The following is a 22,718-nucleotide window of genomic DNA, read 5'->3' on the forward strand; positions in this document are numbered from 1 at the left end:
CACTTCCGTAAAGTTTTCGGGAATTAATGCCATTAGATCACCGCCTTATCCATAACGAAATACATTTGCGAATCCTCGTCAGCGATCACAATTACGCTATCCCCTGACGCGAGATTTCGAGAAGCCGCCGTTGCTGTAAGGATTAGCTCCTCACGTTCCAGCTGAAGCCCATCGGAAGGCATTCGTAAAGTGAGATTCGGTGCTGGCGTTAGCACGGTCGCCACCTCGATTTTCATCTCACGGTTATGTCCGTACTTACGCATTAACTGAATCATACGGGAATCAAACGAACCTTCGATCTTTATTCGTTTATCCATTAATCAAACACCCGCCTTACTTGCATAAAATGGTTGCCCCAGTAGCCTGTCAAATAGCTGTGTTCTTTACATCCGGACGAAGCAAGGCTTACGCAATAGCCAGACCGCGTAACTATTCCGACGTGAGATACGCCTGCCCGATACGTACCTTTAAAGAAAACTAAGTCGCCGGCCTGCGCTTGCGGTTGCGGAATTAATCTACCTTTCGTAACTTGCGTAGAGGTTCCGTGCCCAATATCCATGCCTGCCGCTTTTGAGTAAACATATTGCGTAAAGCCTGAGCAGTCCCCGCTACCTCCAGCGATGTTCTTTCCGCCGAAATTGTATTTCAGTTTCCCTTTGTAGCTGTTCGCAAGTTTGACGACATTAGACCGGACGTCACTTCCGCCAGAGAAACTGTCCGAGCCACCCGCCAACTCTTTCGTCCACTTATTTTCGAATTCGCTCCACCTGCCCGCTTTATTTCGCGCATCAGCACGGCCACTTCCGCGTTCAAGGATCGATACTTGCACGTTCTTAACTCCGAAAGCCTTCGCGTTGCTAGGTACGACCGCAATGTCGATTTTCTTACCTTTAATGGCCCCGCCCGTATCTTCCGCAAGGTATAGACCGGAATATTCCTTCGCATTTGCTACGTATACAGCGACAACAGATCCTAAAGGTATTTTCGTAGGGTCAACGGCAATCGTGCGCCCTTCATCGACTTTCGTACTACTAGCCGTAAGACCGGTGCCACTGCCGTTTATACCGCCAAGCGCTGGCGCATAAGCCGTCGCAATATAGCCGGTTTCGTACACAATACCGTCGATTTTCTTGCCGTCTATCGTAGTACTGCTGGCCTCTTCTTCTTCCGGCGCCTCATACTCGATTTCGTTAAGCTCGAGAACGTGCGATACTTTTAGTGACATCGTGTGCATTCCGCTCGCATCGAACGTATGGGAATCGGTTATGACGTAAAAGCCACCGCTAATGCCCGTCATTCTTTCGTAAACTTGAACGGATTTACCTGCGAAAACGGACGTATCTCCAAGCGCTTCAACGTCAGATTCCTTCGTAACCTTATTGAGCTCGGCAAGCAACGCATTAGCAACGGGCGTAAGCTGTGCGTCGGTCATTTCGCTTTCATGCCTTTTTTCACGCATGAGTCCGTATCTTTTAATCGACGCATCGTTACCTACCGTTACTCCTGACGAATCCTCTCCCGCCTTTCCTGTGATCCGGACAGAGTTGCGTAAATCTTCAATTGACTCCGTGTAATTTGCATTAATCAAGTTAGTGCTATCCGATATAATCAAACGAACAACTTGCGATTTGCGCTCGCGGAGAACAAGTTTTCCAACTTCGTTAGTCAGCAAAAAAACCTTTCCGGTCTTCTTTCGAGTCTCCGTCAAGGCTATCGTAATCATATCGTATATCGTTTTATCTCGCAGAATAAGCTGGGGAATGACGTAGCCGGTGTCCTCAATTGTGCCATAAGCAATTCCGTACTTCTTACAAATCGACGCAATAATTTGCGAGGCTTTCTGATTAGTGAATTTCATTGTGTCCGTATTCTTCGTGAGGTAATAGTTATAGTCGTGTGCCGTGAACGAGAAGGTTCCGTCGCTACGTACATCCGTTTCGAATATGACTCCGCGGAAAATCTCGCGGTCGTCCTTATAAACGCGTACGGAGTTTCCGACAGTTACGCTAACAGCCTTGGCCTCGCCATCTAATGTGTTAATTAGCGAAACTTCTACTTGGCGACTTGCCGTCGTAGTATCTCCCGACCATGTGACCGAGGTAACTAGTGGCGTCAAATAGTAAACTTCACTTCCTACGTAATAAGTAACGCCAATACTCATCGCGGAATCACCAACTTTTGGCCCGCCTTGATGCTGTTAGGATTCTTACCAATTACTTTCACGTTGGCGTTATATATACGACGCCACTGATCGCCATCACCGTAGATTTCGGGTCGTTTGGCGATTTTCCACAAGCTATCGTTCGCCTTAACAGTATACGAGGTTACTTTCGCAGGCTTTGCGGCAGACGGACGACTTGCGGATGTAGTTGGCTTTTTCGCAGGCTTTGACGTGTCAACCTTCGTCACTTTTAGCTCGCGCCACTCTTTTAGTACTAGCGTAAAATAAACGTCACCAGGTGAACCACCTCTTTCCGCTTCAACATCGAACTCACGAATCGTTGCTGAAATATTGACACCGCCTTCGCCCGTAATAATAAGCTGAATCGGCTTACGCCCATTTCGCCAGTTCTCGATATAATTTATAAAACGTTGCGGCGTAGTGAACGTCGAATAACTGCAATAAGTCGGATTATAATCGCGAGGCCAAAAAGTTGAAATAGTAAACTCACGCAAGCCGCGTCTACCTATCGTCGTTATTTCTCCAAGACCTTCTACCTCCGTGTCTGTAAATGAGAACGGAGAAACGTACGAATTAGATTCGGGATTGACCGGCAGGCGCAGCCTGGTTTTTCCGTTAACTAGCCAAAATTCTACGGTCATGCGCCCGCACCTCCTGCACGTTCTACTTTTTTCACGAATAGCTCGAATAGTTTCTCCGCATCTTTTTCAGTCGAGCCCGAACCGTTTAGAGTTACGTTAAACTGGTACGTATTACCTCCGCTTTTTCCGGCACGGTAGTCCGCAGCTTCACCTCGAGGAAGTACCGCCTCGTCCTTGTGTAGTCGATATAACCCATCGGAATGGACTCGGTTTGCCCCACCATTACGTGATCCTTTTGATTTCGGTGCGGAGTTCGAATTATCCTCGGAAGTCTTATTGTTTTTTAGCCACCGCCTTAAGAAAAATCCGCCGACGGTTTCTGTTGCCTTTTTCTTCGCCCATCTTGCGCTGTCATCCGGGCTCCCTAGCGCTGACATGATAAACGAGTCCTTTACGGCGGCATTAAATCCGTCCATGACCCCTTGCCCGATTGCCCCTCCGATTTTAACTGCGACCGGCAGAATAGCAGGCATAGAAGCGTCAATTGCGGCCGCCAACGTTTGGACTAAGACTTCGCTCGCTGCTTGTATTTTCGCTGAACCTTCCGAATCAAGCCATTTAATGAATCGCGCGTAAATATCCGATATGATAAAGTCCACTTTTCCGTAAACGGTTGTCTGCTCCTTAAATTCTTCCGAGGCGGTGAGTGCGGTAAACCATTCGTAGATTCGCAATACCCCGTTCGTAAGACCGGTTAGAATGGCCTTAATCCAACGGGCGCCTACGTTAGCAAAACGGTCAAGCTCGCCGTTTTCCAGTTTGCCGAGTATGTTATTTAAAAAGTCTGTGACAACCGCAAGTGAGGGCTCCCCCATCTTTCTTAATTCTTTTGCAAGAGACTCTTTAACACGGTTGAATACCCCGATTGTCGTTTCGCCCGCTTTGTCTATCATCTTCGTAGTCATCCCAATTTTATTGAAATACTTATCGAGTTCGACAAGCTGCTGTTCAAGCGGGAGGTCTTTAATCGCATTCATAACCTTTAGAGGAAATTCGAACCTTCTAACCATACTGATTGCACTGCCCGAAAATATCTCACGCAGGGCAAAAACTGCTCCTTCTACGCCTTGATAAGGATCTATGGCTGCCATACGTTCAGCAAGCGACCAAGCTTTTTCCAACTGTCTAATATCCTTCGTCATTGTAATGAATGATTTAGAATTCCCGTACATATCTTGTGAGTTCATAATTGGTGAATCTATTGCGTATGAATCAACCATATCCGTATATTGCTTGGCTAGTTTACTGTCGTTAAAAAGTGCGCCAATCATTACTTCGGAATTTTCGAATTTAGCAGCTGCACCCACGGTAGCCTCGAATACCTTGGCTGCTCCTCTCGCCGCTTCATATGCCAAATAAACACCGCCAATAGCCGATGCTAACCCTCCAAGACTCGTTATCGCAGAGCCAATACTTCTTCCCGCGTTGCCTAGACCTCTACTAAACGAGTCGGTAGCACGTGACGCGCTTCCTGCTTGTGACGCATATTGTCCTAGCGAGTTACGTAAGCGCCCTTGGCTATCACGCCAAAGACCTGCTTGGCGGTTAGCTCGCTCCATCGCGCGAGTTGCGCGATCCAACCCTCTATTAAAATTCGCAGAATCGAGCCTTAAGATAGCACGCAAATCGAATGCGATATAGTCGTCCTCCTTTCTGCAAAACAAAAAGGCGTCACAATCCCGACACCTCTTGTTCTAAAATATTCTCAATGTTATCAAACTCGTAGTATGGTATCCTTACGAGTTTAATACCTTTTCTTAAACAATACGTCGTTTTTATTTCATCTAACACTTTTCTCTTTCGGAAAGCTTCGTGCCCTCCAAAGAATTTAATCGGTTTAAAATGCTGTTCACCGTCGAACTCAATCAAACATTTAATATTGCTGTCACCATTTAACACACAGAAGTCAAAGGGGAGGGGTTTGATATGTCTACAATCGTCAAACTTATATTGCTTGTGAAACTTTATATCTTTAGATTTTAGATAATCTTCAACCCTACTTTCTCCGTGAGTAGTATTAGCCCCGCAAGATGGACATTTAATGCCCCGCAATAAGGAAGTAGCACTCCTAGAGAACTCTGTTCCACAATCAGTACACTTAGCTGTGATTAGTTTAAACGCGCCTACATACTCGCTTACTATCGCTATGCTACCAGAGTACTTTTCCTCAATCTGTTCGACAAAAATACCATGTGGTTTTGTTTGTGATTCTACACGTTTCTTAAATGAGCAGGCGGTACAAGGTACTTCTCTAGTATTGAAGTCATAGGGCAACTTATCAAACCTTTCTCCGCAAACTACGTGCAGATATGTTACGTGTTCGTTTGAGTTATTATAATTAGATAAAACGAGATATTCTCCATTAGTATTTTCTACAACCTCACGTTTATATGACCCCGAATCGACTACGCCTTGCGCACATTTAGGACAAGCGTATTTCGCGTTTATTATCGTATATGGTTTAGTAAAGAAATTAAAGCCGTGCTTTTGGCATCTAAATTCGGTATTCGTTAAACTATCTACATACTTAGTTACAACTAAAATATTTCCGTTAAATTTCTCCTTAATTTCTAGTGCGAAATCCTCGCGAGATTTTCTCCTCTTAATGCCCCCTGCTATTAACGCACATTTTGGACAACGTTTACCGTTTACAAAGTTACTGGGTCTAACTTTATATTCGTGACCGCAAACTATGTGTTTTATGTCAATTGACTTGAACATCCCTTCGTACTGTGAACGAAGTTCATACTCACCTTTCGATAAATCGGCGAAAGATTTTAAAAATACAACTTCGTGGTTTTTAACGCGAGTCTTTGCGGCGTTGTAACATTCAGGGCATTTCTGTCCTCTACTTTTAATCTTATCGGGAGTAGCCTCGTAGATATTACCGCAAGAATGCTTAATTCTTACTTTTGTTTTAGCGCTGACATACTCAGTTAGTACTTCATAGCCTTCGCCAAGTATTTCCGATACCTCTTTTATAAATTCCTCGTTTGTTTTACGTACCGCCACCGTAATTCCTCCCCTTAGTTTCGTCAGACTTTCGTTAAAACGGATTAATTCAGCCGCTATATCGAGCGACCGACGTATTAAAGGGCGTTTTTAAAATTCACCCTACTATATAAGCCGCGTGAGTTCGGATTTCCGCGCACCCACTATACAATAGGCATGAACTAACAAATTCGCGCAGTTTACGCTATTTTTTCTTCGATTCTTCTAACTCTTCCTCCGCCACCAATAGCGAAGCATACATAAAATTACGTATGCGCTTAGGCTTGTTGTAAACCTCGTCGGGCGGGATGTTTTTATCGCGAAATAGCACATGCAAGAAATACGCCTCCCGCTCCGACTTTATTAGTTTTTTGCTTCTTCGATTTCTTCCTCGCCATCATCAAATCCGGATAGACGTAGAATAGCTTCTTGAAGAGTTTTAAGTTCTCCTACGTATAGCGATTTCGAAACCGCATCCTGTGCGTCCTTCGCGCCAAACTTTTTAATGACTTGCGTATCGGAAAAATCCGGATCAGTCACACCGGTAGCGACCAATAACGCATCAAGCTCTGAGTCATTAATTGTAGTGGTCTGACTGCTACCTTTCCCCGTTGTGTAGGACGCTTGCTCACGTATTTCGTAATACTCGTCGTTAGTGATCGCCTTAATTTTGAAATTAACGCCAAACCTCTTAATATAGACTTCCTTCGTTGGTTCTGAATCGTATGATAAAAAAGCGTGTAATACCTCGCTCATATTCCGTCACTCCTTCGTTTTAGTTTCGTAAGTAAAAGGAGAGCAAAAGCCCTCCCGTTTTATAGATACTCGAATCCTGAGAACGTAAATGGCGTCTCTTCCATAACTAGCGACTTCATTTCGTACTTCAGAATCGGAATTGAATCGAACTGTACTCCTTTTAATCGGACCCACGCTTTATCTGCGCTCTCAGGATCGTCGAGCTTCATTACAAGCTCCGTCACAAACGACCCTTTCGAATCGTTCGCCACTTGCGCAATCTGTTTCGCCAACTTCGTCGTAACTTTATAACCTGTCATAGCTCCCGAATACGTAATTCCGGTTACTTTATGTCCAGTTACACGCGTACCGGCCCGATGTACTTCTTCCTTCGTAATCTCACCTTGCGCTTCTGCTGACTGGACGTTAGTTAACCATTCGCCATCTGCCGAATACATTTTCCCGAAACTACCGTTGAGCGTTTTCGTAGAATCTAATGTCATACGTTATACCTCCGTCCCTTATTCGTTTATCAAACGTTAATTGTTAAGAAAATACGTTCCATCGAATCAATTTCGCGGTAACCAATCGCAAGGAATACGCTATCGCCAATGCTAGGTCTTTGCGGATCGAGACCCACCGAAAGGTCCGTTAGCACGTTGTTTACTTCCATCGTTTCGAGGTACGCTTTAATCGCGTTAATTAGCGCCATCTGCCCGTCTTCGTTGTTGTCGAGTTTGCCGATATAGTTGTCGCGCGCCGTCTTTTCGATGTCCGTGGCGATTTGCTGGCGAGCACTAATCGAGCGAATCTTCGTTTTATTCGTCGTCAAGCCTTGCTCGATCTTCACCTTTTCGCCGTCATTGACGAGAACCATCGAGCCTGCTTCTAGCGCCGTCACAACTTCGCTATTTCGTAGGCGTTTCGTCACATCGTCGACTGCCACTTGCGTAAATGTAATCGACCGGTTGATCGGCGTTCCTGCGACAAGCCCCGCAATAAAAGCCGCGTATTGCCCGCTTGAATATTCCGTACCGTCGATTGTTACGCCAGTGATGAGGTTTACAACGTAGTCGTCCTTCAGCGCAATCGAACGAGTATTTCCGGTCGCTGGCGTAGCATCTTCCGCAGAAGTTCCGCCCGTTACGAAAGTGAAATGCTTGCGTTCATTGCGGTTTGTTTGAAGCCAAGCCAACGTATTTGTTCGCTCAGTCGCGCTAGGTTCTCCGTCGAATACGAAAACATTAAACGGCCTTGCTTCGTATGCATTGCGCATATCAACGTAGTCCGCCGTTACTGGTGATGCTGGCATCGTATATACGAGTACCTCTTTCGCCCCGCCTCGTAGCGCTAATTTAATCGAAGTAATATTTGCCGAACCAAATAGCGCGACTGCCTCCGCCTCTTTTTCGACGGTGTAGAATGTTTTAGCTGTCGCCGACCCGCCGGAATACGTCTTTAACGGAATTGCTACGATACCTCGCACGCCTCCGCTAATTTGCGCGATGGCAGCTTCGACGAAATTCGTATATAAGCCCGGTCTAATTGGCGGATTTAACGGGTCCCATTGCGTAATTGCCATTTAATCGTCCTCCTTTATTTCTTAATTTCAATCGTTAATTGCGGCGTTGTTACACCGACATGTTCGACTTTCGGATACGTAATCTGACCGCGAGCCTCCCGCAAATTAACTTCTAACATGCCGATAATCGCGAACACGCCCGACTCCGTTTTAAACGGTTCGGACAACGAAAAAGACTCGATACGTAAGTACCGAGTCGTTCCTTTTAGCGGAATTACCATTTCGTTATTAAATAGACGTTCGAGGGGTTGCGCTTTGGTGAGGCAGTCTAACTCGCTTATTCCGATATAGACGAACTGATATGTGCGATCGTGGCGGTAATGGTAGCCGGTTTCTGTTTCGCTCACCCCGCCTTTGTACTGAATTATTAAGTCTTCCGCTCTAAATTCAGTCGGCATAAATTGCAATTTAAACGCAACCGTCGGCATCATCGGAGCCACGAAATCGCGTAAGCTCTGTATCTCGTTTTTAATGTCCGCCATTCTACCACCCCGATCTCCGTAATTCCGCTTTCATCTCATCCTCGATCAATCGCTTCCACTTCGCCTCGTCCGCCGATTTATCAAGGAATTTCTTAACGGTTCCAGGCGTACGTAACTGCTTTCCGCCAGCATCCTGTTCGTGAATGTAGTAGCCGTAATTAAATCGCCTGTCGCCCGTCTTTGCTGTTGCGTTAGCTGTAACGATGACACTACCATTTAGCCCGCCGGCTGCTTTTCCGCTTATTTGTCGGCGTAGATTTGAGGTATCTAACGGCGCAATATCACGTGCCCCTCGAACCCAATCGTCTTTAACATCGTCCAGCCCACGCTTGGCACCGCGTCCCGCAGCCCCCGGCGATTGCGCTATTAGCCGCTTCAGTGGTCGCATATCTATTTCGAAACTTCTCGCCATGTTTTCGCCCCCTTACACGCTAACGACGGTCAGCAACGGTTTACCGTTAAGTCCGCGTATTCTTTCGATATTCAGTGGCAGGTAAAGCCGTTGCATTCCGGATTCGTCCGTGTATAAAATTTCGTCGTTAAGGCGAACATCTGCGAACTTATCGAATGTAATTTGCGCCACGGTCACGACCTCTTCGGCCATTATCGCAGGGAAACCGCTTTGATACGTTGTTCGCCGTGTTAGTTTATTACTGTCTTCGAATCGGCATTTGAGCGTAAAAGTTGTCGCCGTGCTTTCGCCCCACTCATTCTGCACGCCAGGCCTGCGAATAGTTACGGTCTGTTTTAACGGAATTATCGCCATTTACAGCACCGTCCATTTTATGGTTCGTCCCGTTGGTGCTCCGACCATCACGTAAACTTCCGGCGGAATCATCGACTCGACCGGCTTTTTCGCCCAATCCTTAAACGTAAAGCTGACGCCTTTGACCGCGAAGCCCGCCACGCCTTGCTGCTGCATCTTATTCGTATCATTAAACGCGCTTGCCAGAACCGCTGCGAAAATATATACGGCTTCATCCGGTATTGTGCATCCGTTGAATTTCCGCGTTAGCTCTCGTTTGCTTACGTTTAGTACGGCTGTCTTGCGTGTATCGTCAGCGTCAATAAAGTCTTCGTTATCAAGCGTGTTCAGCCGAATGTACTCGGTTGCCTCCGTTAAGTTCCACGACATAAAATCTCCTCCCTATTTTCCGGAGGCTTTCTTCGCAGGAGCTTTCGGTTTAGTCGGCTTCGGCGTTTCCTCCGCTGGTTCGTCGACGCGCGTGGCGTCCGTAATTTGCGTTAATACTTCGATCGTGGCTTCGTCATCTGTTACGTAACGTCCGCCAATAAACTTCTTAAATTCGCCATCTACGTAAAATCCTAATGTCTGATACTGCGATTTAAATTCCGCCATATACTTCACCACCTAAAAAAGAAAGCCCGCAGAAACCTACGGGCAGTTAGTTACGTTTAGTTAAGACCTTTCAATCGTCCGTGCGCTTTCTCTTGTTGGAATTCAAGCGTATATTCTCCGACAATAGTACCAACAGTGTAGTCTCCTTTTTCGCCCATGTATTTATGGAAGAAGTCGCGACCTACTAACGGGCGGATAGCCATACGGTTAGCATCAACGAAAAGTAATTCGTCAGCAGCCAGGTTATTGTTCAACGCGATTTCGAATTCGCCGAAGTCATTAATTAACTTGTCGACTACTTCACCACGAGAATTTTCGCCACGGCCGATTTGTACTTTGTTCGTATCAAGCGCGGATAATTTACGTTTTTGTTTCGCACCTACGATTACTTTGTAGTCTCCGCCAGTAGCGAATCCGCCAGCTTCGTAGATTGATTGACCTAAGTTCGTAATAGCGTCGAGTGAAATCGCACCAGCTACGTTAGTGACGTTAGTTTGAATAAACTGACGAACACCTTTCATTTGGCGGATTTGCCCGTTCTCATATTGAACGCCGTTGATTAGCGCTTTTTCTAATGACAACGCAAGCTCAACTTGTTTCTTTTGCTTCTCGTACTCGTAAAGATCGCCGATTCCGTATTGCTGAACCGCTTGTGCAGTACCGGAAATTTCAACAGAGTCATCGAAGATTTGCGTTTTATTCGATACTGGCTTACGTGCTTTGTATCGTGCGGAACGTGCGTCGCTACCTTCCACGCCTTCTACGAATTGTACTTCGACTTTTGCACCGTCAGCTATTGCGGCTGCAGTAGTTCCAGCGTAACCTCGCGCAACAGTTAGCGTTTTAGTCCCGGCATTAACCGCAGTAACTAATAACAACTCTTCGCCAATTTTAATGACGTGACCTACGCGGAATGGTTCTGCGTCAGCAACTACGACTGTTGTATCGGAAACAAGCTTGGCGCCTGCGACCGTAGATTCGTCGTTGAACATTTCATCCTCGAACCATTGGTGCGTAGTTTGCGTAACTGGCGTTGCGAAACCTAGCATATTGATTAGTGGCGTTTGGTGTTGATTAAGTAAAAGGATTTCGTCGACTACCGATTGTTTTTTACCTATAAGACTAGCATCATAAATTTTAGACATGTAAGTGATTCCCCCTGATTTTTATAATTTTTGGTATTAAAAAAGACGGGCCATTTGACCACGCCATTACTACTTACTTAATTCTGATTTCAATTGTGCGTAAGCCATCTTGTCTTCGATCCGACCGCTTTGCTTCGCTTTTTCAGCCGCCTCTTTAAGTAATTGCTCGGCTGTTTTATCTGCGCGGTCTACGTTCCCATTCGAACTCTCACCGATTGGTTTCGGCTTTGGCTTCGATAATAGAAACGGTTTATTGTCAACGAGTGTCTGTATCGCGACATCCATTCCGACCACTTTTCCGTCCTCGACTGTTACGGCCGTTAAGTCCGCAAGACTGAATGCGTCGTCTAGGAATGCGATATTTTGACTCGTAGCAACCTTAATAAATTCGTTGCGGATTTTTTCGTTCTGTACCGCCTTCTCTAATTCGGCTAACTGCTGAGCCAGCGTCTGCTCTTTCGTATCCTTTTCCGCTAGTTGCGCTTGTAGCTTTTCGAGTTCGGTCATCTCCGCTTCTTGACGTTCTTTTTCCGCCTGCTCGAACGTAGTCAATTTCGTTTTCAAATCGTCATAGTCCGCAAACTTTTCGAGCTTCTTCTTTTCGCGAGTAACGCGTTCCGCTACGATTTTGTCGAGCTCGGCCTGGGAAAACTTCTTTACTTCCGGCGTTTCAGCCGCTGGTGTTTCGTTTACTTCGCTTTGATTCGTTACAACTTCGTTTAATTCTTCGCTCATTTGTTACCTCCCGTTTACCCGCCGTCGCGCATTAATTTAGTGCAGCCGAAAGTTTAGCGCCATTTCGTAAGGCATAAGAAAAAGGCCCCGCATAGTTGCGAAGCCTTTCGTTTTATTTATGTCGCAGTTTACACCTACTATGGCGTTAGATTCTTGATTCTTTAAGGAAGCCAGTAGATATCCTCTTTTATGATCTTTGCCGGATTTCCAGCGACAACAGAATTAGCTGGTACGTCTTTAGTTACAACGCTCCCGGCCGCAACCACTGCTCCACTTCCAATACTAACTCCTTTTAAAATTATTGAACGACACCCTATCCACACCTTATCTCCTATATGGACTGGTTTATAAATGTATTCTTGAGTGTTTAATTTGTGATAATCTCTATCCAATATCACTACATCCCATGATATATTACAGTAATCTCCTATTGTAATTTCTTTGCCACAATGTATTTCTGTTCTATCGCCAATGGATGTATTATTCCCTATTTTCAAGTGTGACTTAAAATCTGTTCCCCAAACACTTACTTTACAATCTTTATACATTAATACTTTATCACCTATGTCGATATAGCCATTCATTTTGTTTATGTTCAACTTACCGGAAGCCATAAAAAACTTTCCGCACTTGTCGAACGATCGTTTCACAAGGAATCCTCTAAATACGTTTTTTGATATTCCAACCAATTCCCTTAATGACTTAGATTTAATTAATTTTGATACTTTATTCACTTCGATTCCCATATATTTACCCCGTTTCTATTATTTACTAATAGAATAAGGGATATTAAATATATAGTCTAGTATTATTGATTCATTTGCTCATAATAAGACAACAGTATTTGACTTTTAATTATTTCTATGCAATTGAGCTACATTCCCTCTAATAATACTTTTGATAATACATTAAAAATATCTTGATGCCCTTCCGGTTTAGGGTGAACCTCGTCAACCAAGTACCCTGCGGCATTAGCTACGCTATACGTACTTCCCCAACGCTTCTTGATATCAACAAGTGCACAATTATAGTCCTTAGCAAGCTGGAGAACAATATTATAATAGTCGTTCATAGGGATAGGATGGTTTGCGTTAAAAATACCGCCTGTTGTTGTAATCAATACATCTCCGTATTGTTTAGCTTTTGTGATTACTGCTTGCCAGTCTGCTTTGAAGGCGTCAAGGCTTGTTTGCGTGTTATAATCGTTAGACAAGAATGAGATAATCGTTAGCTTCGGAGTCCAATATCCAATGCATGCCTCTGAATTAAAAGCTTTTGCAACAGATCCTACTTTTAGTCCGCTTACTCCGAAGTTATTGATTCGAACGCCTTTACTTCCTTTTAACTCATAAGCACCTAACAAACTGACTTTGCTGGCTGATTTAGTCGTAAGCACAACTGTATGTGTACCATCTACTAATCCAGTTACTCTATGCTCTATAACCACACCGTCCGAACTTCTCGATGTAGAAAGTGTTTGAGCTGTACCGCCATCGACTGCTATATCGACAGACCCACTAGACCAGCTTCCTTCCAACAAGACAACAACGCCAGTACCTTTGAAAGTAAAGGAAGCTGTAGAGCCCGCGGCTACTGCAATCTTCGTACCACTACTTCCGTATGTCAAACCGTTTCCTCCGAAGGTTTGCCATGTACCAGTATACGTCCATCTCCCAACAGCGGCTGTATATGGGTATTGGTTTGCTATCATCCCTTCGCCTACGTCCCCGTATTTAGTGGTAAACTGGTTACGCAAAAGGGTTGCATACCCTCTTTTGTAGTTATCGATAGTAACAGCGCCTCCAGCTTGACCTTCAGTATTGCTATCACCTTCAAGACATACGTTGATAATCTCTTGTACTCCGGAGTCTAATCTAGCTTTTGCGAGTCTCCATTTCCTAAGACCATTATCGATATTATAGATATAGTTGTACGGTTTGTAGGCTATTTCGTCCGTTACGACTCTAGCCTGTTTGATTAATTCCAATTGGGTTGTAACACTCATCCCATCTGGATATTTCCCGTATATCCCCATATCTATCCTTCTGTGTCCTGCTCCTTTAGCCGCGGAAGCTGGCGCTAGGTTAAAATCTCTTTCTCCGGTTAGAACTCCAGTAGCGTCCTTGAAAACAGTGTCGTAGGCATTGTCTGCGCCTGCTACTTGTGCGAGCACTTTATAGTCCACTCCGACAGGTAAGTCAGCCCTAGATAAGTTGTAGTCTCTAAAGAAATTGTTACGAATAGCCAACTCATTTATATCTGTAACGCCTAAGTCGAGTATCTGTATGCCTGAACTTGTTTGATTTGAAAAAAGAATATTGTTTTCAATAGTTAAGTTTTTTATCTTAACTGAGACAAGAACGCCAGTGAAGCTAACATTAAAAGCCACGTTATTACGTACAACGATATCACTGATTTTATACGGCAACCCCGTTTCATTATTATTTGCAACTATGTTATACCCTCTAAGTGAATCATAAACGATATTGTTTCTAAATATAATACCTTCTAGTGTTCCACCAGACTCTACACCAGTTGACAACCCAACGCCTTCTGGAACATTTGTAACCGTATTATTGTATACTTCTATATTGTATTGGTGTCTAGAAAATGCATCCACATAGATTCCAATCCGAACAGGGTTATCCACATAGCATCCGTGAATTATCCCATTTCTTGTTCCGTCTTTTAAATCAATTCCTTCTTTATAACAATCGATAACTCGACAATCTTTTATTTCAAAGTTATCCACATTAACTAATGAAAGCCCTTCTTGACTTAAATTTTTACAAACACGTTTCAGCTCACAATTGTCTATTAAGATATTGTCGGCATTTATAAAATAAATACCTGATCCCCCTGCATCTGTGACCGAACAGTTACGAATAATTACATTCGAGGAACCTTTTCCATCTGTCCAATCTTGCCCAAAACCCATTGCATAAGAGTTGATGAGTTTTAAACCTTCAAATATCCAGTTGTTGCTATTCTCAATATTCACTAGCCCTTGCCACGAATTACTCCACCATGTTATTCCGGTTCCATCAATAATTGGAGAGTGTCCCTTATAGTTTACTAATTTTATTGGTCTGTCTGGTTTACCTGATTTTCGAATAAGCACTCGTTCTTTATACGTACCATTCATTACGTAAATCGTATCTCCTGCTTCGGCTGTGTCCACCGCATATTGGATAGTTTTCCAAGGGCTATTTAGTGTCCCTTTGTTAAGATCGTCACCATCTACAGAACTAACATACTTAATAGAAGCTATAGATGCAACTTCCTGCGCCGTTTCGGCCAACTGTCTATTAGTTTCTTCAACCTGCGCCCTGGCTACCGCATCAACTCCGCTATCGCCTCCACCAACTTGATTACCATATTTATATCCGCTCATTATACGTCATCCCTCACATATCCTCGATAAGCTCCAGAGCCCGTAATATTTAGATAAGTAAACTCTGCAATCCTCTCATCAAACACCTCACCCGGCTTCAACGTCCATGTCGTGTACGGCCCCGCATTAAAGGTCAAATCCGAAGTACCATCGTTTACTATTACGAGTTCCTCGCGTTCGCTAACGAATTTCTTCGAAAGATTACCGGTACCATTAAAAAAATCACAAGCACGTTTCATATTTATTCCTCCCCCGCCTCGTTTAAATTTGTTCTACGTCAATCGTATTTCTCCGATCTAAACCTTCGTCGCCCGTCAGCCTTTCCGGATTCCTCACCGGCGTCAAAACGTGTTTACAATTCGGATGAAAGATATCCCGCCGTGGCAACGCGCCAATATACGGATAACCTCCGGGCGCATCCGGCACCAGCGAAATAACCTGCCCTTCCCATCGTCGGCAGGCGTCCTTTGCGCCGTGACTCGAAATCACCGCGTAATAAACTTCGCGACCCAGCGCATCATTCATCGTAGCCTCACGGTGCGCCGTCGACATTTTCGTACGCACGACCATTTCCGCATATACTTGCGGCTTCCACTTTCGCGACGCAGCGTCTACAATTCCGGTCTTCGTTGCGTCATCTAGCCGGCGCAATATGTCTTGGCGTAGCGTCTGCGTTCCGTTGATGCCTTGCGTAAGATTCGTACGGAATGTTTCCGCAGCTGCTTGGCGTATTGCGATTCGGACCCTTCGGTCGACGTTCTGCGAAATCTGTAGCAAGTCCGCCTGTGTGTCCGCCACCGCCGTCTTTATATAGTCGCGATTAAATCGGTTAAACTGGACGATGCTCTGCGCCTGTGCTACGTTTTCTGCAAGACCTAGCGCAACAAGCGATCGAATCACTCCGTCAGTCGCTGCTTTCGGAATATTCGTCGCCACCCATTCCGATGAGTTTGCGTCGAGCTCCTTTAAGATGCTCTTGATTTCCGCTTGCGTTGCGATGATTTGGGCCCGCTCGAAATCCGTCAGCCCAAGCCGTAGTAACTCGGCGGAAACGTTGGCAATTGCTTTTTCGTAATAGGCGCGAAGAATGGCAACTTCATTGTCGTAGGATGGCGTTGGAATTTCCGACATTACTCATCGCCACCCTCGTTAAATATCGTGCCGTCGACGAAACCATTAATCGCCTTTTCGTCTTCTGAAATCCTGCGAACTATTTCCGCCGCCTTTTCGTCATCCACGTCGTCCTGGCGCTTGATTGCGGAATGTATATCTATCGTGGGCTTTTTGCCGCTTCGGATTTCCATGATTTGCGCTTGCTCTAGCTCATTTTTCGGAATGCCGTCTTGCCACGTAACTTTCGGGTAGACTGGCTCGAAGTCGTAATCTCCGTGCTTTACGTCGAGTAATTGGCACGCCCATAGTGCGTCGCGTATGGCCTTGTCGTAATGCGTGCGAATTCTTTTTACTTTCGATATTATTGGCATAAAGCGAGATTTGATGGCCGCGCTGTCCGTATGAGACGTCCCTGTTCCGCCAGCATTTTCGCCTAGCACAGTACCGAATAACCACTGTGGCGTTTCCGCTTGTTGGAAGACTAGCGAAATTAATACTTCAAGCTCCTTGAATGCTGACGAAAGCTGTCCGTCCCATGTCATGTAGCCTGGCGTTACGTCTTCTTTAGCGACAGGTATATAAACACCGCCAGAGCGTACGCTATTTTCAGCGCCTTCTAATTCCGGACCATACGAATTCGGATCACTGTGCTTCCACAAAATGTAATCGATCTGCACGAGTCGGTCGTTAAGCGCCGCCAGCAACGTTTCCATTTTCTCAATTCCGCTGATTCCTTCCCACTCGTCGTCAACCGCTTTATATGGCGCATGAAATGCGAGCATCATTGGCACGCCCGTAGCTACTACGTCTGTTTCTCGCCCTGTCGGAACCTTTTCGCCGATGTTGTAATATTGCAACGGATAGCCGTACGTATTATCGACGCCACCCTCGAATTCATGCAAACGATAGCGTTCGTAGATGATATAGCCGGGCAAGTGGCGCTCCACGTTAAGAAACGGCACTTCACTTTTCGACGTAACCACGTATTCAACCGTACATATATTGACCGCCTTGAACGACTTGACGTTGCCCCGCGAAACTTCCGGATAAACATACTCTGCGTTAACGTGCTCGATAATCGGCTCCAACGGCTGCTCTGTAATGAGTTCTTCGTACGCTTCCGGTGTAAGCACGTTTCGCACCTCGGAGAAATCCGTCCGATACCCGTAGCGAACCTTAAACCACGCATCGCCACGATAGCCGTTACCGACCGCACTTTCGTGAATCTGCTTAACGAGGTCGTTTTCCTCGACGTAGCGATTGACCGCCTTTTGTTCGTCCGTATCATCCGGCAAGCCTGATTCGAAACTCGGCGGCTCTCCGACTAGCAAGTCAGCCGGTTTTGTGACAAGTATATCAGCGAGGTTTACGGCGATATATAACTTCGCCAATTGTGGCGCGTGCGGTGTGTCGCGCAGAAGCTCCGTCGCTCTTTCGTAAATCTCGATCTGGCGCCCTTTGAATATTCGCTTGCCACGTTTATATTTCGAGATTCTTTCGCGTTCCGTAGCAGGCGGAAATTGTTCGCCCGGACGGATCATGCGGTCTGTATACGTGACTTCGTGTTCTGCGCGTTTTTCTAGATCGCGCTTACTGTAAATTCCAAGTCCGAACAATTCGCCGCCTCCTTTTCGTTATAAAAATGATGGTTTTTGTATGACTCGTTTCCGCGTATTTTTCGAAATAGAAACGGAAATTTCCGTAGCGTCAATCAGATCGTCGTGGTCTGCGCCGTACCGCTCGAACTGCTCTAGCAATAGCGTATGTTTCCGCGAAAACTGAATCTTAGACGTTTCTATGTCTGGCAGCATCGCCTCGATACGTAACTCCTTACGATTACGCTGGTAAACTTTCTTCACGCGATTATGTGCCGGGTAGCCCGTATGCTGAAGTCGCTCTTTCAACTTATCGACGAAGAACTCCTGTGCTGCTACTGCCTCCGCACCGATTATGTCCGGCTGAAATTTCGCAACTTTCTTTACGATAACTTCCATGAACTCGTCCGGATGAACGCGCTCACCATACGAATCGATTACGTAACAGACCTTCGTAAGTTTATGGCGTGCTACTGCCGTAATGGCGGAAAAGTCGCCTTTCTGCTTACCCATGGCGAAATCTATGCCGAGAGCGATGTCGTATTCTTCATGCGGAAACTGGCGCGCTGGGTCTTTATCGTCCCAATACGTAAATGTGTCCGGATTAAATACCATCGACTCGGTATCTAACGGATTATTCATATACTCCGTGTTGAACGCTTTGCTGCCGTTGTCCCATTTCCACGCCATTAACTTAAATAACGGCTGGACTGTCGGCCATAGTACTTCGGCGCCCTCGTCCATATCCGCTTTGTTTGCAATATAAAAAAGCTCCGCCGTTTTGGCCGAGCGTGAGTCTTCGCGATTCATATATAACTTCCGGCATTCTTCCCATAAGTCCTCGCGTTTAGGCATCGTAATTATCGCCTGGTAGCGTTTAGTTTCGAAGTCGGCACGGTGTTTCATTACGTCGATTAAAAGTGAATCGTGATGGACCGTTGTTCCCATGAACACTATCGCCGTCTTTTTTCCTTCCGGATCTCCTAACGGAACGACAACCTGGCGAAACCAAGCCTTTAGTTCCTCGCGAAGCTCAGCGGTATTGTTATTCTTTTCGGAATCGACGTCATCACAGACGATTAAGTCCGGCCGAGTTCCGTTCCAATTTCGCCCGCGCAAAGCTTGCCCGGAGGAAGCCGCTTGAACCAGCGTAAGCATTTTCTGTCGCCCTTCTCCCTCGTCTTCCCACGCGATAAACTCTGATTGGTTGTCCTTCGGATTCATCTGCTGTCTTGCGGAAAGAAGGGCGCCAAAGTCGCGAATCAGCGCTTCGTTACCCGTTAGCTGAACCTTCAGCCAGTCGAGGTTTGCGCTGGACACGGAGGGCGTCTCCGATATAATTATGATGTATTTCCGCTTGCGATAGACGATTTCATGAATCGGAAAGGCTTTCGATAAGAACGATGACTTGGCGTGAGACCGTGGGGCCGCAACGACTACGCGCTTGTTCATCTCTTCGTTCGAAACTACGTTCATAATGTCGCATATCTCACCATGAAATTCTGGCGCATATTTAAGGATATCTTCCGGTGCGTCGGCCAGGTTGAGTCCGCTTTCGCTGAACTCCGGGATCCAGTTGCCGGCGTTATCGCGGTTCAAGTTGTCGCCAAAGTATTTATACGCGAAAAATAGCAGGTCCGTCTCGCCCCGGTGAATGTCGCGAAGCCTGCGAAACTCGTCAATGATGCGCTTCAGGTCGAGCTTGTCGTCGGGACTGAGCGTCGCGTATATTCGTACTTTAACCGCGATATACTTGCGCAACGTTTCGATTTTAGAGCCGCGCTTTTTGTAGTCGTGCCACTGCCCGTTGATATTCGCCAAGTTTATCGTCTCCTCTCCTAAAGTTTCGTTTGACTTGCGTATGTATATCGTATATTATGAATGTAACATAACTAATAAGGAGTTGCTTTCGGCGACCGATTGGAGTGAAACGGAAATGAACGAAGTCCAACCGATTAAAAACAAGCGAGATATTCAGCGCATGAAAAAGGCGTTGCATGGCCGCGACTTGCTACTATTTACGATCGGCATAAATACTGCTCTACGAATAAGCGATTTACTCAAACTACGGGCCGAAGACTTTTCCGGCGAATATATCGTGCTAAAAGAGCAAAAGACCGGCAAGGCCAAGCGCATCAAGATTAACGAAGCTGTCCGCAAGTCTATTCGCGAACTGGCGCCAAGCTCCGGCTATTTATTTCCCTCACGAAAAGGTGACGCAGCAATCGGCCGTGTGCAGGCGTACAGAATACTGAATGCTGCCGCTGATCGTGCCGGTATAAATACGGAAATAGGTACGCACACGCTACGCAAGACCTTCGCCTACCATGCGTATAAATCTGGCGTAGATATTGCCGTCTTGATGACCGTACTGAACCACGCCAGCCAGCGCGATACCTTGAAGTACATCGGAATTGTGCAGGATACCGTTGACGACGTTTATATTGACGTATGCTTATGACGAGTGTTACCGTAAAGGTGGCGCTTTTTTTTGTGCCGAAAAGTCAAACGTTAATTTTGATTCGTCGATTTTAGTGTGTCCAGTTTCGCGATTTTTCAAATACGGGGTTGGGGGATCGAGCGTTCCCTGTATAGCGTATTCACTCGAACGAATAACGAATGAATCAGAAACTCCTTTTGTTACGTTAGGCAATCGCAACAAACGTTGATATACCGCCATTCCTAGCCCATCTATCGACCCCACCTTTATCAACTCGTTTATGCAGTCGGTTAACAGCGTCATATCAACGATGGTTATCAGCGTAAGATCGAGGCGGAGTGCATAGGATACTGCATATCTACGATAGGTTATGCGGCAGTACTCGAAAGTTTCCGGGTCGATGTGCGTCAGGATGTCCGTGCGGACCGACTGTAAACGGAAGTACATCCCCATCACACACGCCACCCCAACGCATCATCCGTGTTTCTTCTATTATATAGACGTTCATACTTACGCCATTATCTCGCTACTTTACATCGTCGATTTATTCGCCTACCTACTCGACGTCCTTCGGCTTTCCTAGCGTAGCTCCAAACGAAGCTATCTCGCTATCCAACGCATCATAATCGATGTCCTTATCGGAGCCCTTCGTCTCTATCTCGACCTTATCCGTAAGCATACCGTTAATCTGCAAGGCCAACTTCGCCATAGCGGCATTACCATCACGTATAGCTATTTCCGCAAGCGATTCGACTAGCTCCGGTAATCTGTCCTGACTATTGCGCACGATCTGCTTCTTTAGCTCTCGCTCGAACAACGGATCCTTGCGCCAATTGTGGATCGACTGTCGACTGACTCCACTGATTTGCGCAATCTCTTCGTCTGTCTTTCCGCCTTTACGCGGCAGGCTTAAGTATTGAATTGCCAATAGGTGCTCGGCGTTTAACCGTTTTAGTGCCATATAATTCCGTCCTCCTTTCCGTGATTATGGCGATAAGCTATCGCCTTTACTTTCGTTTACATTCCTCTAAACATAAGACCGTGAGACAGCGTAAATAACAATAGAATTACGATATATGTACGCAGTTATTACCGCCAAGTCTTACGACTTGAAAACCTTGCAAAGCCGGCCAAGAGCGTGCCGACCTTGCTAACTATGCCTTTTTCGCTGGTTCTTAAATAAAAGAAAAGATACGGCGCCGAATGTAGCGATAGCGAATGGTGGCGCAATTACTTAAATACCTATGTCTGATTAAGAGGGACAGAATTCGAAAAAAACCCCACAAACCGCGACACATCAACGTTTGTAGAGGTTTTCGTATGCACCGTCAAAGCAGGGTATTTCGCGGATAATGCACCGTAAAAGCAGGGTATTTTTACGAGAACAGCACTTTTACAGCGCCAAGCGATTCCGCAGGTCCAGCGAACACCACTCGCGGATTAACGACGATACGCTTCTGCCTCCGATCCTTTGCGTTATGTGGCAGCCAGAATACGGGCTCCCCGTCGATAACAATACCTTCGAGCGCCCTCCGCAGTTTGTCCGTATCCTTATAGCCGAGTAATGCCGCCAAGTGATCGAGATTCATCGCTCGTAAATCATCGTCACTATCTTGCGGATTGAAGCACACGACATTCGTGCGGAAGTTAAGAAACGGCAGCACCGCGTATATAATCGCCAACTGAGCCGTTTTCCTTCCTTTATATATAGCGTACAAGTCCCGCACAGTCTTTCGAAACATTCGCGTATGGCTATACTCGGACAACTTGTAGCCAGACTCTTTTAACGGTCCGCGAAAGAAAACGCTAGGGTTAATGTGGATTTCGCCGCCTTGCTCCTGTACGATATCCGCGTCAATCAGTTTGCGGTAGAACTCCGCGAACCTATTGCGGCTAATTCCGATTAACGTCTCCAGCGCCCTCTTATCGATTACCTTTCCGTTGTCATGCTGTAGACGCCCGGTTTGGTAACCGGTGTATGTGCCGATAAACATTAAGCGAGCTAAATCCGGCTGTGTGAACGCAGGGTAGCGCTCCGCCATCGTTTTACAGCTCTCGAAAAACGCGAATACGAAATGCCCGTTCTCCAATTCGTGCGTACTTAATTCGTCGACCGCCTGTAAAGCCTCACGTTGAGCCGGCGTTGTTTTAACGGACAGTTCCGCCAAGTGTGATTTATCGACGCCATTTTGATCGTATACCCTACCGTCTTGTACAACGGCGTTCTCCTTTAGCGCAAGGACTCCGCGTTTTAAATTCCGAGTTAAATTGCCCCACTGGCGCTGTTCCTCAAATCTACTCATCATATCGTCCCCTTTTCGGT

Annotated in this window: 25 protein-coding genes; 1 reads left to right on the forward strand and 24 read right to left on the reverse strand. The window is 45.9% G+C overall.

Translation table 11 applies throughout. The features are described 5' to 3' along the window. Positions 1 to 32: 32 nt before the first annotated feature. The 21 genes from HNP81_RS13530 to terL form a co-directional block, all read right to left on the reverse strand. A complete protein-coding gene (locus HNP81_RS13530; protein ID WP_182502963.1) occupies positions 33 to 317 on the reverse strand; it encodes a hypothetical protein in 285 nt (94 codons plus the stop codon). Beyond that, entirely contained in the window at positions 317 to 2,161 is a 1,845-nt protein-coding gene (locus HNP81_RS13535) for a C40 family peptidase (protein ID WP_182502964.1), read from the reverse strand. The genes HNP81_RS13530 and HNP81_RS13535 overlap by 1 nt, the downstream gene beginning before the upstream one ends. Beyond that, positions 2,158 to 2,823, reverse strand: a complete 666-nt coding sequence (locus tag HNP81_RS13540) for a LysM peptidoglycan-binding domain-containing protein (protein WP_182502965.1) — start codon at positions 2,821 to 2,823, stop codon at positions 2,158 to 2,160. The genes HNP81_RS13535 and HNP81_RS13540 overlap by 4 nt, the downstream gene beginning before the upstream one ends. Continuing rightward, positions 2,820 to 4,487, reverse strand: a complete 1,668-nt coding sequence (locus tag HNP81_RS13545) for a hypothetical protein (RefSeq protein ID WP_182502966.1) — start codon at positions 4,485 to 4,487, stop codon at positions 2,820 to 2,822. The genes HNP81_RS13540 and HNP81_RS13545 overlap by 4 nt, the downstream gene beginning before the upstream one ends. 7 nt (positions 4,488 to 4,494) lie before the next feature. Next, on the reverse strand, positions 4,495 to 5,835 hold the full coding sequence (locus HNP81_RS24880; protein WP_182502967.1) for a DUF723 domain-containing protein: 1,341 nt from the start codon (positions 5,833 to 5,835) through the stop codon (positions 4,495 to 4,497). A gap of 342 nt (positions 5,836 to 6,177) precedes the next feature. Beyond that, a complete protein-coding gene (locus tag HNP81_RS13555; RefSeq protein ID WP_182502968.1) occupies positions 6,178 to 6,570 on the reverse strand; it encodes a phage tail assembly chaperone in 393 nt (130 codons plus the stop codon). Positions 6,571 to 6,629: 59 nt separating this feature from the next. Beyond that, the gene (locus HNP81_RS13560) at positions 6,630 to 7,052 is read right to left on the reverse strand and encodes a phage tail tube protein (protein ID WP_182502969.1); all 423 of its coding nucleotides are present in this window, start codon (positions 7,050 to 7,052) and stop codon (positions 6,630 to 6,632) included. Between the two features lie 29 nt (positions 7,053 to 7,081). Further along, positions 7,082 to 8,131: a phage tail sheath subtilisin-like domain-containing protein gene (locus tag HNP81_RS13565; RefSeq protein ID WP_182502970.1), complete on the reverse strand. Its 1,050-nt coding sequence runs from the start codon at positions 8,129 to 8,131 to the stop codon at positions 7,082 to 7,084. Between the two features lie 14 nt (positions 8,132 to 8,145). Continuing rightward, complete coding sequence (locus tag HNP81_RS13570) at positions 8,146 to 8,613, reverse strand: hypothetical protein (RefSeq protein ID WP_182502971.1); 468 nt, start codon at positions 8,611 to 8,613, stop codon at positions 8,146 to 8,148. A gap of 1 nt (position 8,614) precedes the next feature. Then, positions 8,615 to 9,025, reverse strand: a complete 411-nt coding sequence (locus tag HNP81_RS13575) for a hypothetical protein (protein WP_182502972.1) — start codon at positions 9,023 to 9,025, stop codon at positions 8,615 to 8,617. A 12-nt stretch (positions 9,026 to 9,037) separates the two neighbouring features. Continuing rightward, positions 9,038 to 9,379 (reverse strand): hypothetical protein, encoded by a 342-nt coding sequence (locus HNP81_RS13580; RefSeq protein ID WP_182502973.1) that lies wholly within the window; start codon positions 9,377 to 9,379, stop codon positions 9,038 to 9,040. Then, entirely contained in the window at positions 9,380 to 9,748 is a 369-nt protein-coding gene (locus HNP81_RS13585; protein WP_182502974.1) for a hypothetical protein, read from the reverse strand. 12 nt (positions 9,749 to 9,760) lie between these two features. Further along, on the reverse strand, positions 9,761 to 9,973 hold the full coding sequence (locus HNP81_RS13590; RefSeq protein WP_182502975.1) for a hypothetical protein: 213 nt from the start codon (positions 9,971 to 9,973) through the stop codon (positions 9,761 to 9,763). Positions 9,974 to 10,029: 56 nt separating this feature from the next. Next, positions 10,030 to 11,118, reverse strand: a complete 1,089-nt coding sequence (locus HNP81_RS13595; protein WP_182502976.1) for an SU10 major capsid protein — start codon at positions 11,116 to 11,118, stop codon at positions 10,030 to 10,032. Positions 11,119 to 11,187: 69 nt separating this feature from the next. Beyond that, positions 11,188 to 11,853 carry a phage scaffolding protein gene (locus HNP81_RS13600; protein ID WP_182502977.1) on the reverse strand — a complete coding sequence of 222 codons (666 nt, stop codon included), beginning with the start codon at positions 11,851 to 11,853 and terminating at the stop codon, positions 11,188 to 11,190. A 161-nt stretch (positions 11,854 to 12,014) separates the two neighbouring features. Further along, positions 12,015 to 12,599 carry an acyltransferase gene (locus tag HNP81_RS24315; protein ID WP_281384503.1) on the reverse strand — a complete coding sequence of 195 codons (585 nt, stop codon included), beginning with the start codon at positions 12,597 to 12,599 and terminating at the stop codon, positions 12,015 to 12,017. 128 nt (positions 12,600 to 12,727) lie between these two features. Then, positions 12,728 to 15,247, reverse strand: a complete 2,520-nt coding sequence (locus tag HNP81_RS13610) for a right-handed parallel beta-helix repeat-containing protein (RefSeq protein ID WP_182502978.1) — start codon at positions 15,245 to 15,247, stop codon at positions 12,728 to 12,730. Further along, positions 15,247 to 15,486, reverse strand: a complete 240-nt coding sequence (locus HNP81_RS13615) for a hypothetical protein (protein ID WP_182502979.1) — start codon at positions 15,484 to 15,486, stop codon at positions 15,247 to 15,249. The genes HNP81_RS13610 and HNP81_RS13615 overlap by 1 nt, the downstream gene beginning before the upstream one ends. 22 nt (positions 15,487 to 15,508) lie before the next feature. Then, positions 15,509 to 16,378, reverse strand: a complete 870-nt coding sequence (locus tag HNP81_RS13620; protein ID WP_182502980.1) for a phage minor capsid protein — start codon at positions 16,376 to 16,378, stop codon at positions 15,509 to 15,511. Next, positions 16,378 to 17,901 carry a phage portal protein gene (locus HNP81_RS13625; RefSeq protein WP_182503074.1) on the reverse strand — a complete coding sequence of 508 codons (1,524 nt, stop codon included), beginning with the start codon at positions 17,899 to 17,901 and terminating at the stop codon, positions 16,378 to 16,380. The genes HNP81_RS13620 and HNP81_RS13625 overlap by 1 nt, the downstream gene beginning before the upstream one ends. A 93-nt stretch (positions 17,902 to 17,994) precedes the next feature. Further along, positions 17,995 to 19,776 (reverse strand): phage terminase large subunit, encoded by a 1,782-nt coding sequence (gene terL, locus HNP81_RS13630; RefSeq protein ID WP_246399350.1) that lies wholly within the window; start codon positions 19,774 to 19,776, stop codon positions 17,995 to 17,997. A 115-nt stretch (positions 19,777 to 19,891) separates the two neighbouring features. Between terL and HNP81_RS13635 the strand changes: the two genes are divergently transcribed. Next, positions 19,892 to 20,416 carry a tyrosine-type recombinase/integrase gene (locus tag HNP81_RS13635; RefSeq protein WP_182502981.1) on the forward strand — a complete coding sequence of 175 codons (525 nt, stop codon included), beginning with the start codon at positions 19,892 to 19,894 and terminating at the stop codon, positions 20,414 to 20,416. 6 nt (positions 20,417 to 20,422) lie between these two features. Here the strand turns inward: HNP81_RS13635 and HNP81_RS13640 are convergent, their stop codons facing one another. From HNP81_RS13640 to HNP81_RS13650, 3 genes are all read right to left on the reverse strand, one after another. After that, positions 20,423 to 20,635 carry a hypothetical protein gene (locus HNP81_RS13640; protein WP_182502982.1) on the reverse strand — a complete coding sequence of 71 codons (213 nt, stop codon included), beginning with the start codon at positions 20,633 to 20,635 and terminating at the stop codon, positions 20,423 to 20,425. Between the two features lie 316 nt (positions 20,636 to 20,951). Then, positions 20,952 to 21,356, reverse strand: a complete 405-nt coding sequence (locus HNP81_RS13645; protein WP_182502983.1) for a phBC6A51 family helix-turn-helix protein — start codon at positions 21,354 to 21,356, stop codon at positions 20,952 to 20,954. A gap of 415 nt (positions 21,357 to 21,771) precedes the next feature. After that, positions 21,772 to 22,698, reverse strand: a complete 927-nt coding sequence (locus HNP81_RS13650; RefSeq protein WP_246399351.1) for a hypothetical protein — start codon at positions 22,696 to 22,698, stop codon at positions 21,772 to 21,774. Between the last annotated feature and the right edge of the window lie 20 nt (positions 22,699 to 22,718).

This window comes from Peribacillus huizhouensis, from assembly GCF_014138605.1.
GTDB classification, from domain to species: Bacteria; Bacillota; Bacilli; order Bacillales; family DSM-1321; genus Peribacillus; species Peribacillus huizhouensis.

Coding starts and splice junctions, on each gene's coding strand:
- HNP81_RS13530 (WP_182502963.1), bottom strand. CDS start 317: ATGGATAAACGAATAAAGATCGAAGGTTCGTTTGATTCCCGTATGATT.
- HNP81_RS13535 (WP_182502964.1), bottom strand. CDS start 2,161: ATGAGTATTGGCGTTACTTATTACGTAGGAAGTGAAGTTTACTATTTG.
- HNP81_RS13540 (WP_182502965.1), bottom strand. CDS start 2,823: ATGACCGTAGAATTTTGGCTAGTTAACGGAAAAACCAGGCTGCGCCTG.
- HNP81_RS13555 (WP_182502968.1), bottom strand. CDS start 6,570: ATGAGCGAGGTATTACACGCTTTTTTATCATACGATTCAGAACCAACG.
- HNP81_RS13560 (WP_182502969.1), bottom strand. CDS start 7,052: ATGACATTAGATTCTACGAAAACGCTCAACGGTAGTTTCGGGAAAATG.
- HNP81_RS13565 (WP_182502970.1), bottom strand. CDS start 8,131: ATGGCAATTACGCAATGGGACCCGTTAAATCCGCCAATTAGACCGGGC.
- HNP81_RS13570 (WP_182502971.1), bottom strand. CDS start 8,613: ATGGCGGACATTAAAAACGAGATACAGAGCTTACGCGATTTCGTGGCT.
- HNP81_RS13575 (WP_182502972.1), bottom strand. CDS start 9,025: ATGGCGAGAAGTTTCGAAATAGATATGCGACCACTGAAGCGGCTAATA.
- HNP81_RS13580 (WP_182502973.1), bottom strand. CDS start 9,379: ATGGCGATAATTCCGTTAAAACAGACCGTAACTATTCGCAGGCCTGGC.
- HNP81_RS13585 (WP_182502974.1), bottom strand. CDS start 9,748: ATGTCGTGGAACTTAACGGAGGCAACCGAGTACATTCGGCTGAACACG.
- HNP81_RS13590 (WP_182502975.1), bottom strand. CDS start 9,973: ATGGCGGAATTTAAATCGCAGTATCAGACATTAGGATTTTACGTAGAT.
- HNP81_RS13595 (WP_182502976.1), bottom strand. CDS start 11,118: ATGTCTAAAATTTATGATGCTAGTCTTATAGGTAAAAAACAATCGGTA.
- HNP81_RS13600 (WP_182502977.1), bottom strand. CDS start 11,853: ATGAGCGAAGAATTAAACGAAGTTGTAACGAATCAAAGCGAAGTAAAC.
- HNP81_RS24315 (WP_281384503.1), bottom strand. CDS start 12,599: ATGGGAATCGAAGTGAATAAAGTATCAAAATTAATTAAATCTAAGTCA.
- HNP81_RS13610 (WP_182502978.1), bottom strand. CDS start 15,247: ATGAGCGGATATAAATATGGTAATCAAGTTGGTGGAGGCGATAGCGGA.
- HNP81_RS13615 (WP_182502979.1), bottom strand. CDS start 15,486: ATGAAACGTGCTTGTGATTTTTTTAATGGTACCGGTAATCTTTCGAAG.
- HNP81_RS13620 (WP_182502980.1), bottom strand. CDS start 16,378: ATGTCGGAAATTCCAACGCCATCCTACGACAATGAAGTTGCCATTCTT.
- HNP81_RS13625 (WP_182503074.1), bottom strand. CDS start 17,901: ATGATCCGTCCGGGCGAACAATTTCCGCCTGCTACGGAACGCGAAAGA.
- HNP81_RS13635 (WP_182502981.1), top strand. CDS start 19,892: ATGAACGAAGTCCAACCGATTAAAAACAAGCGAGATATTCAGCGCATG.
- HNP81_RS13640 (WP_182502982.1), bottom strand. CDS start 20,635: ATGGCGGTATATCAACGTTTGTTGCGATTGCCTAACGTAACAAAAGGA.
- HNP81_RS13645 (WP_182502983.1), bottom strand. CDS start 21,356: ATGGCACTAAAACGGTTAAACGCCGAGCACCTATTGGCAATTCAATAC.
- HNP81_RS13650 (WP_246399351.1), bottom strand. CDS start 22,698: ATGAGTAGATTTGAGGAACAGCGCCAGTGGGGCAATTTAACTCGGAAT.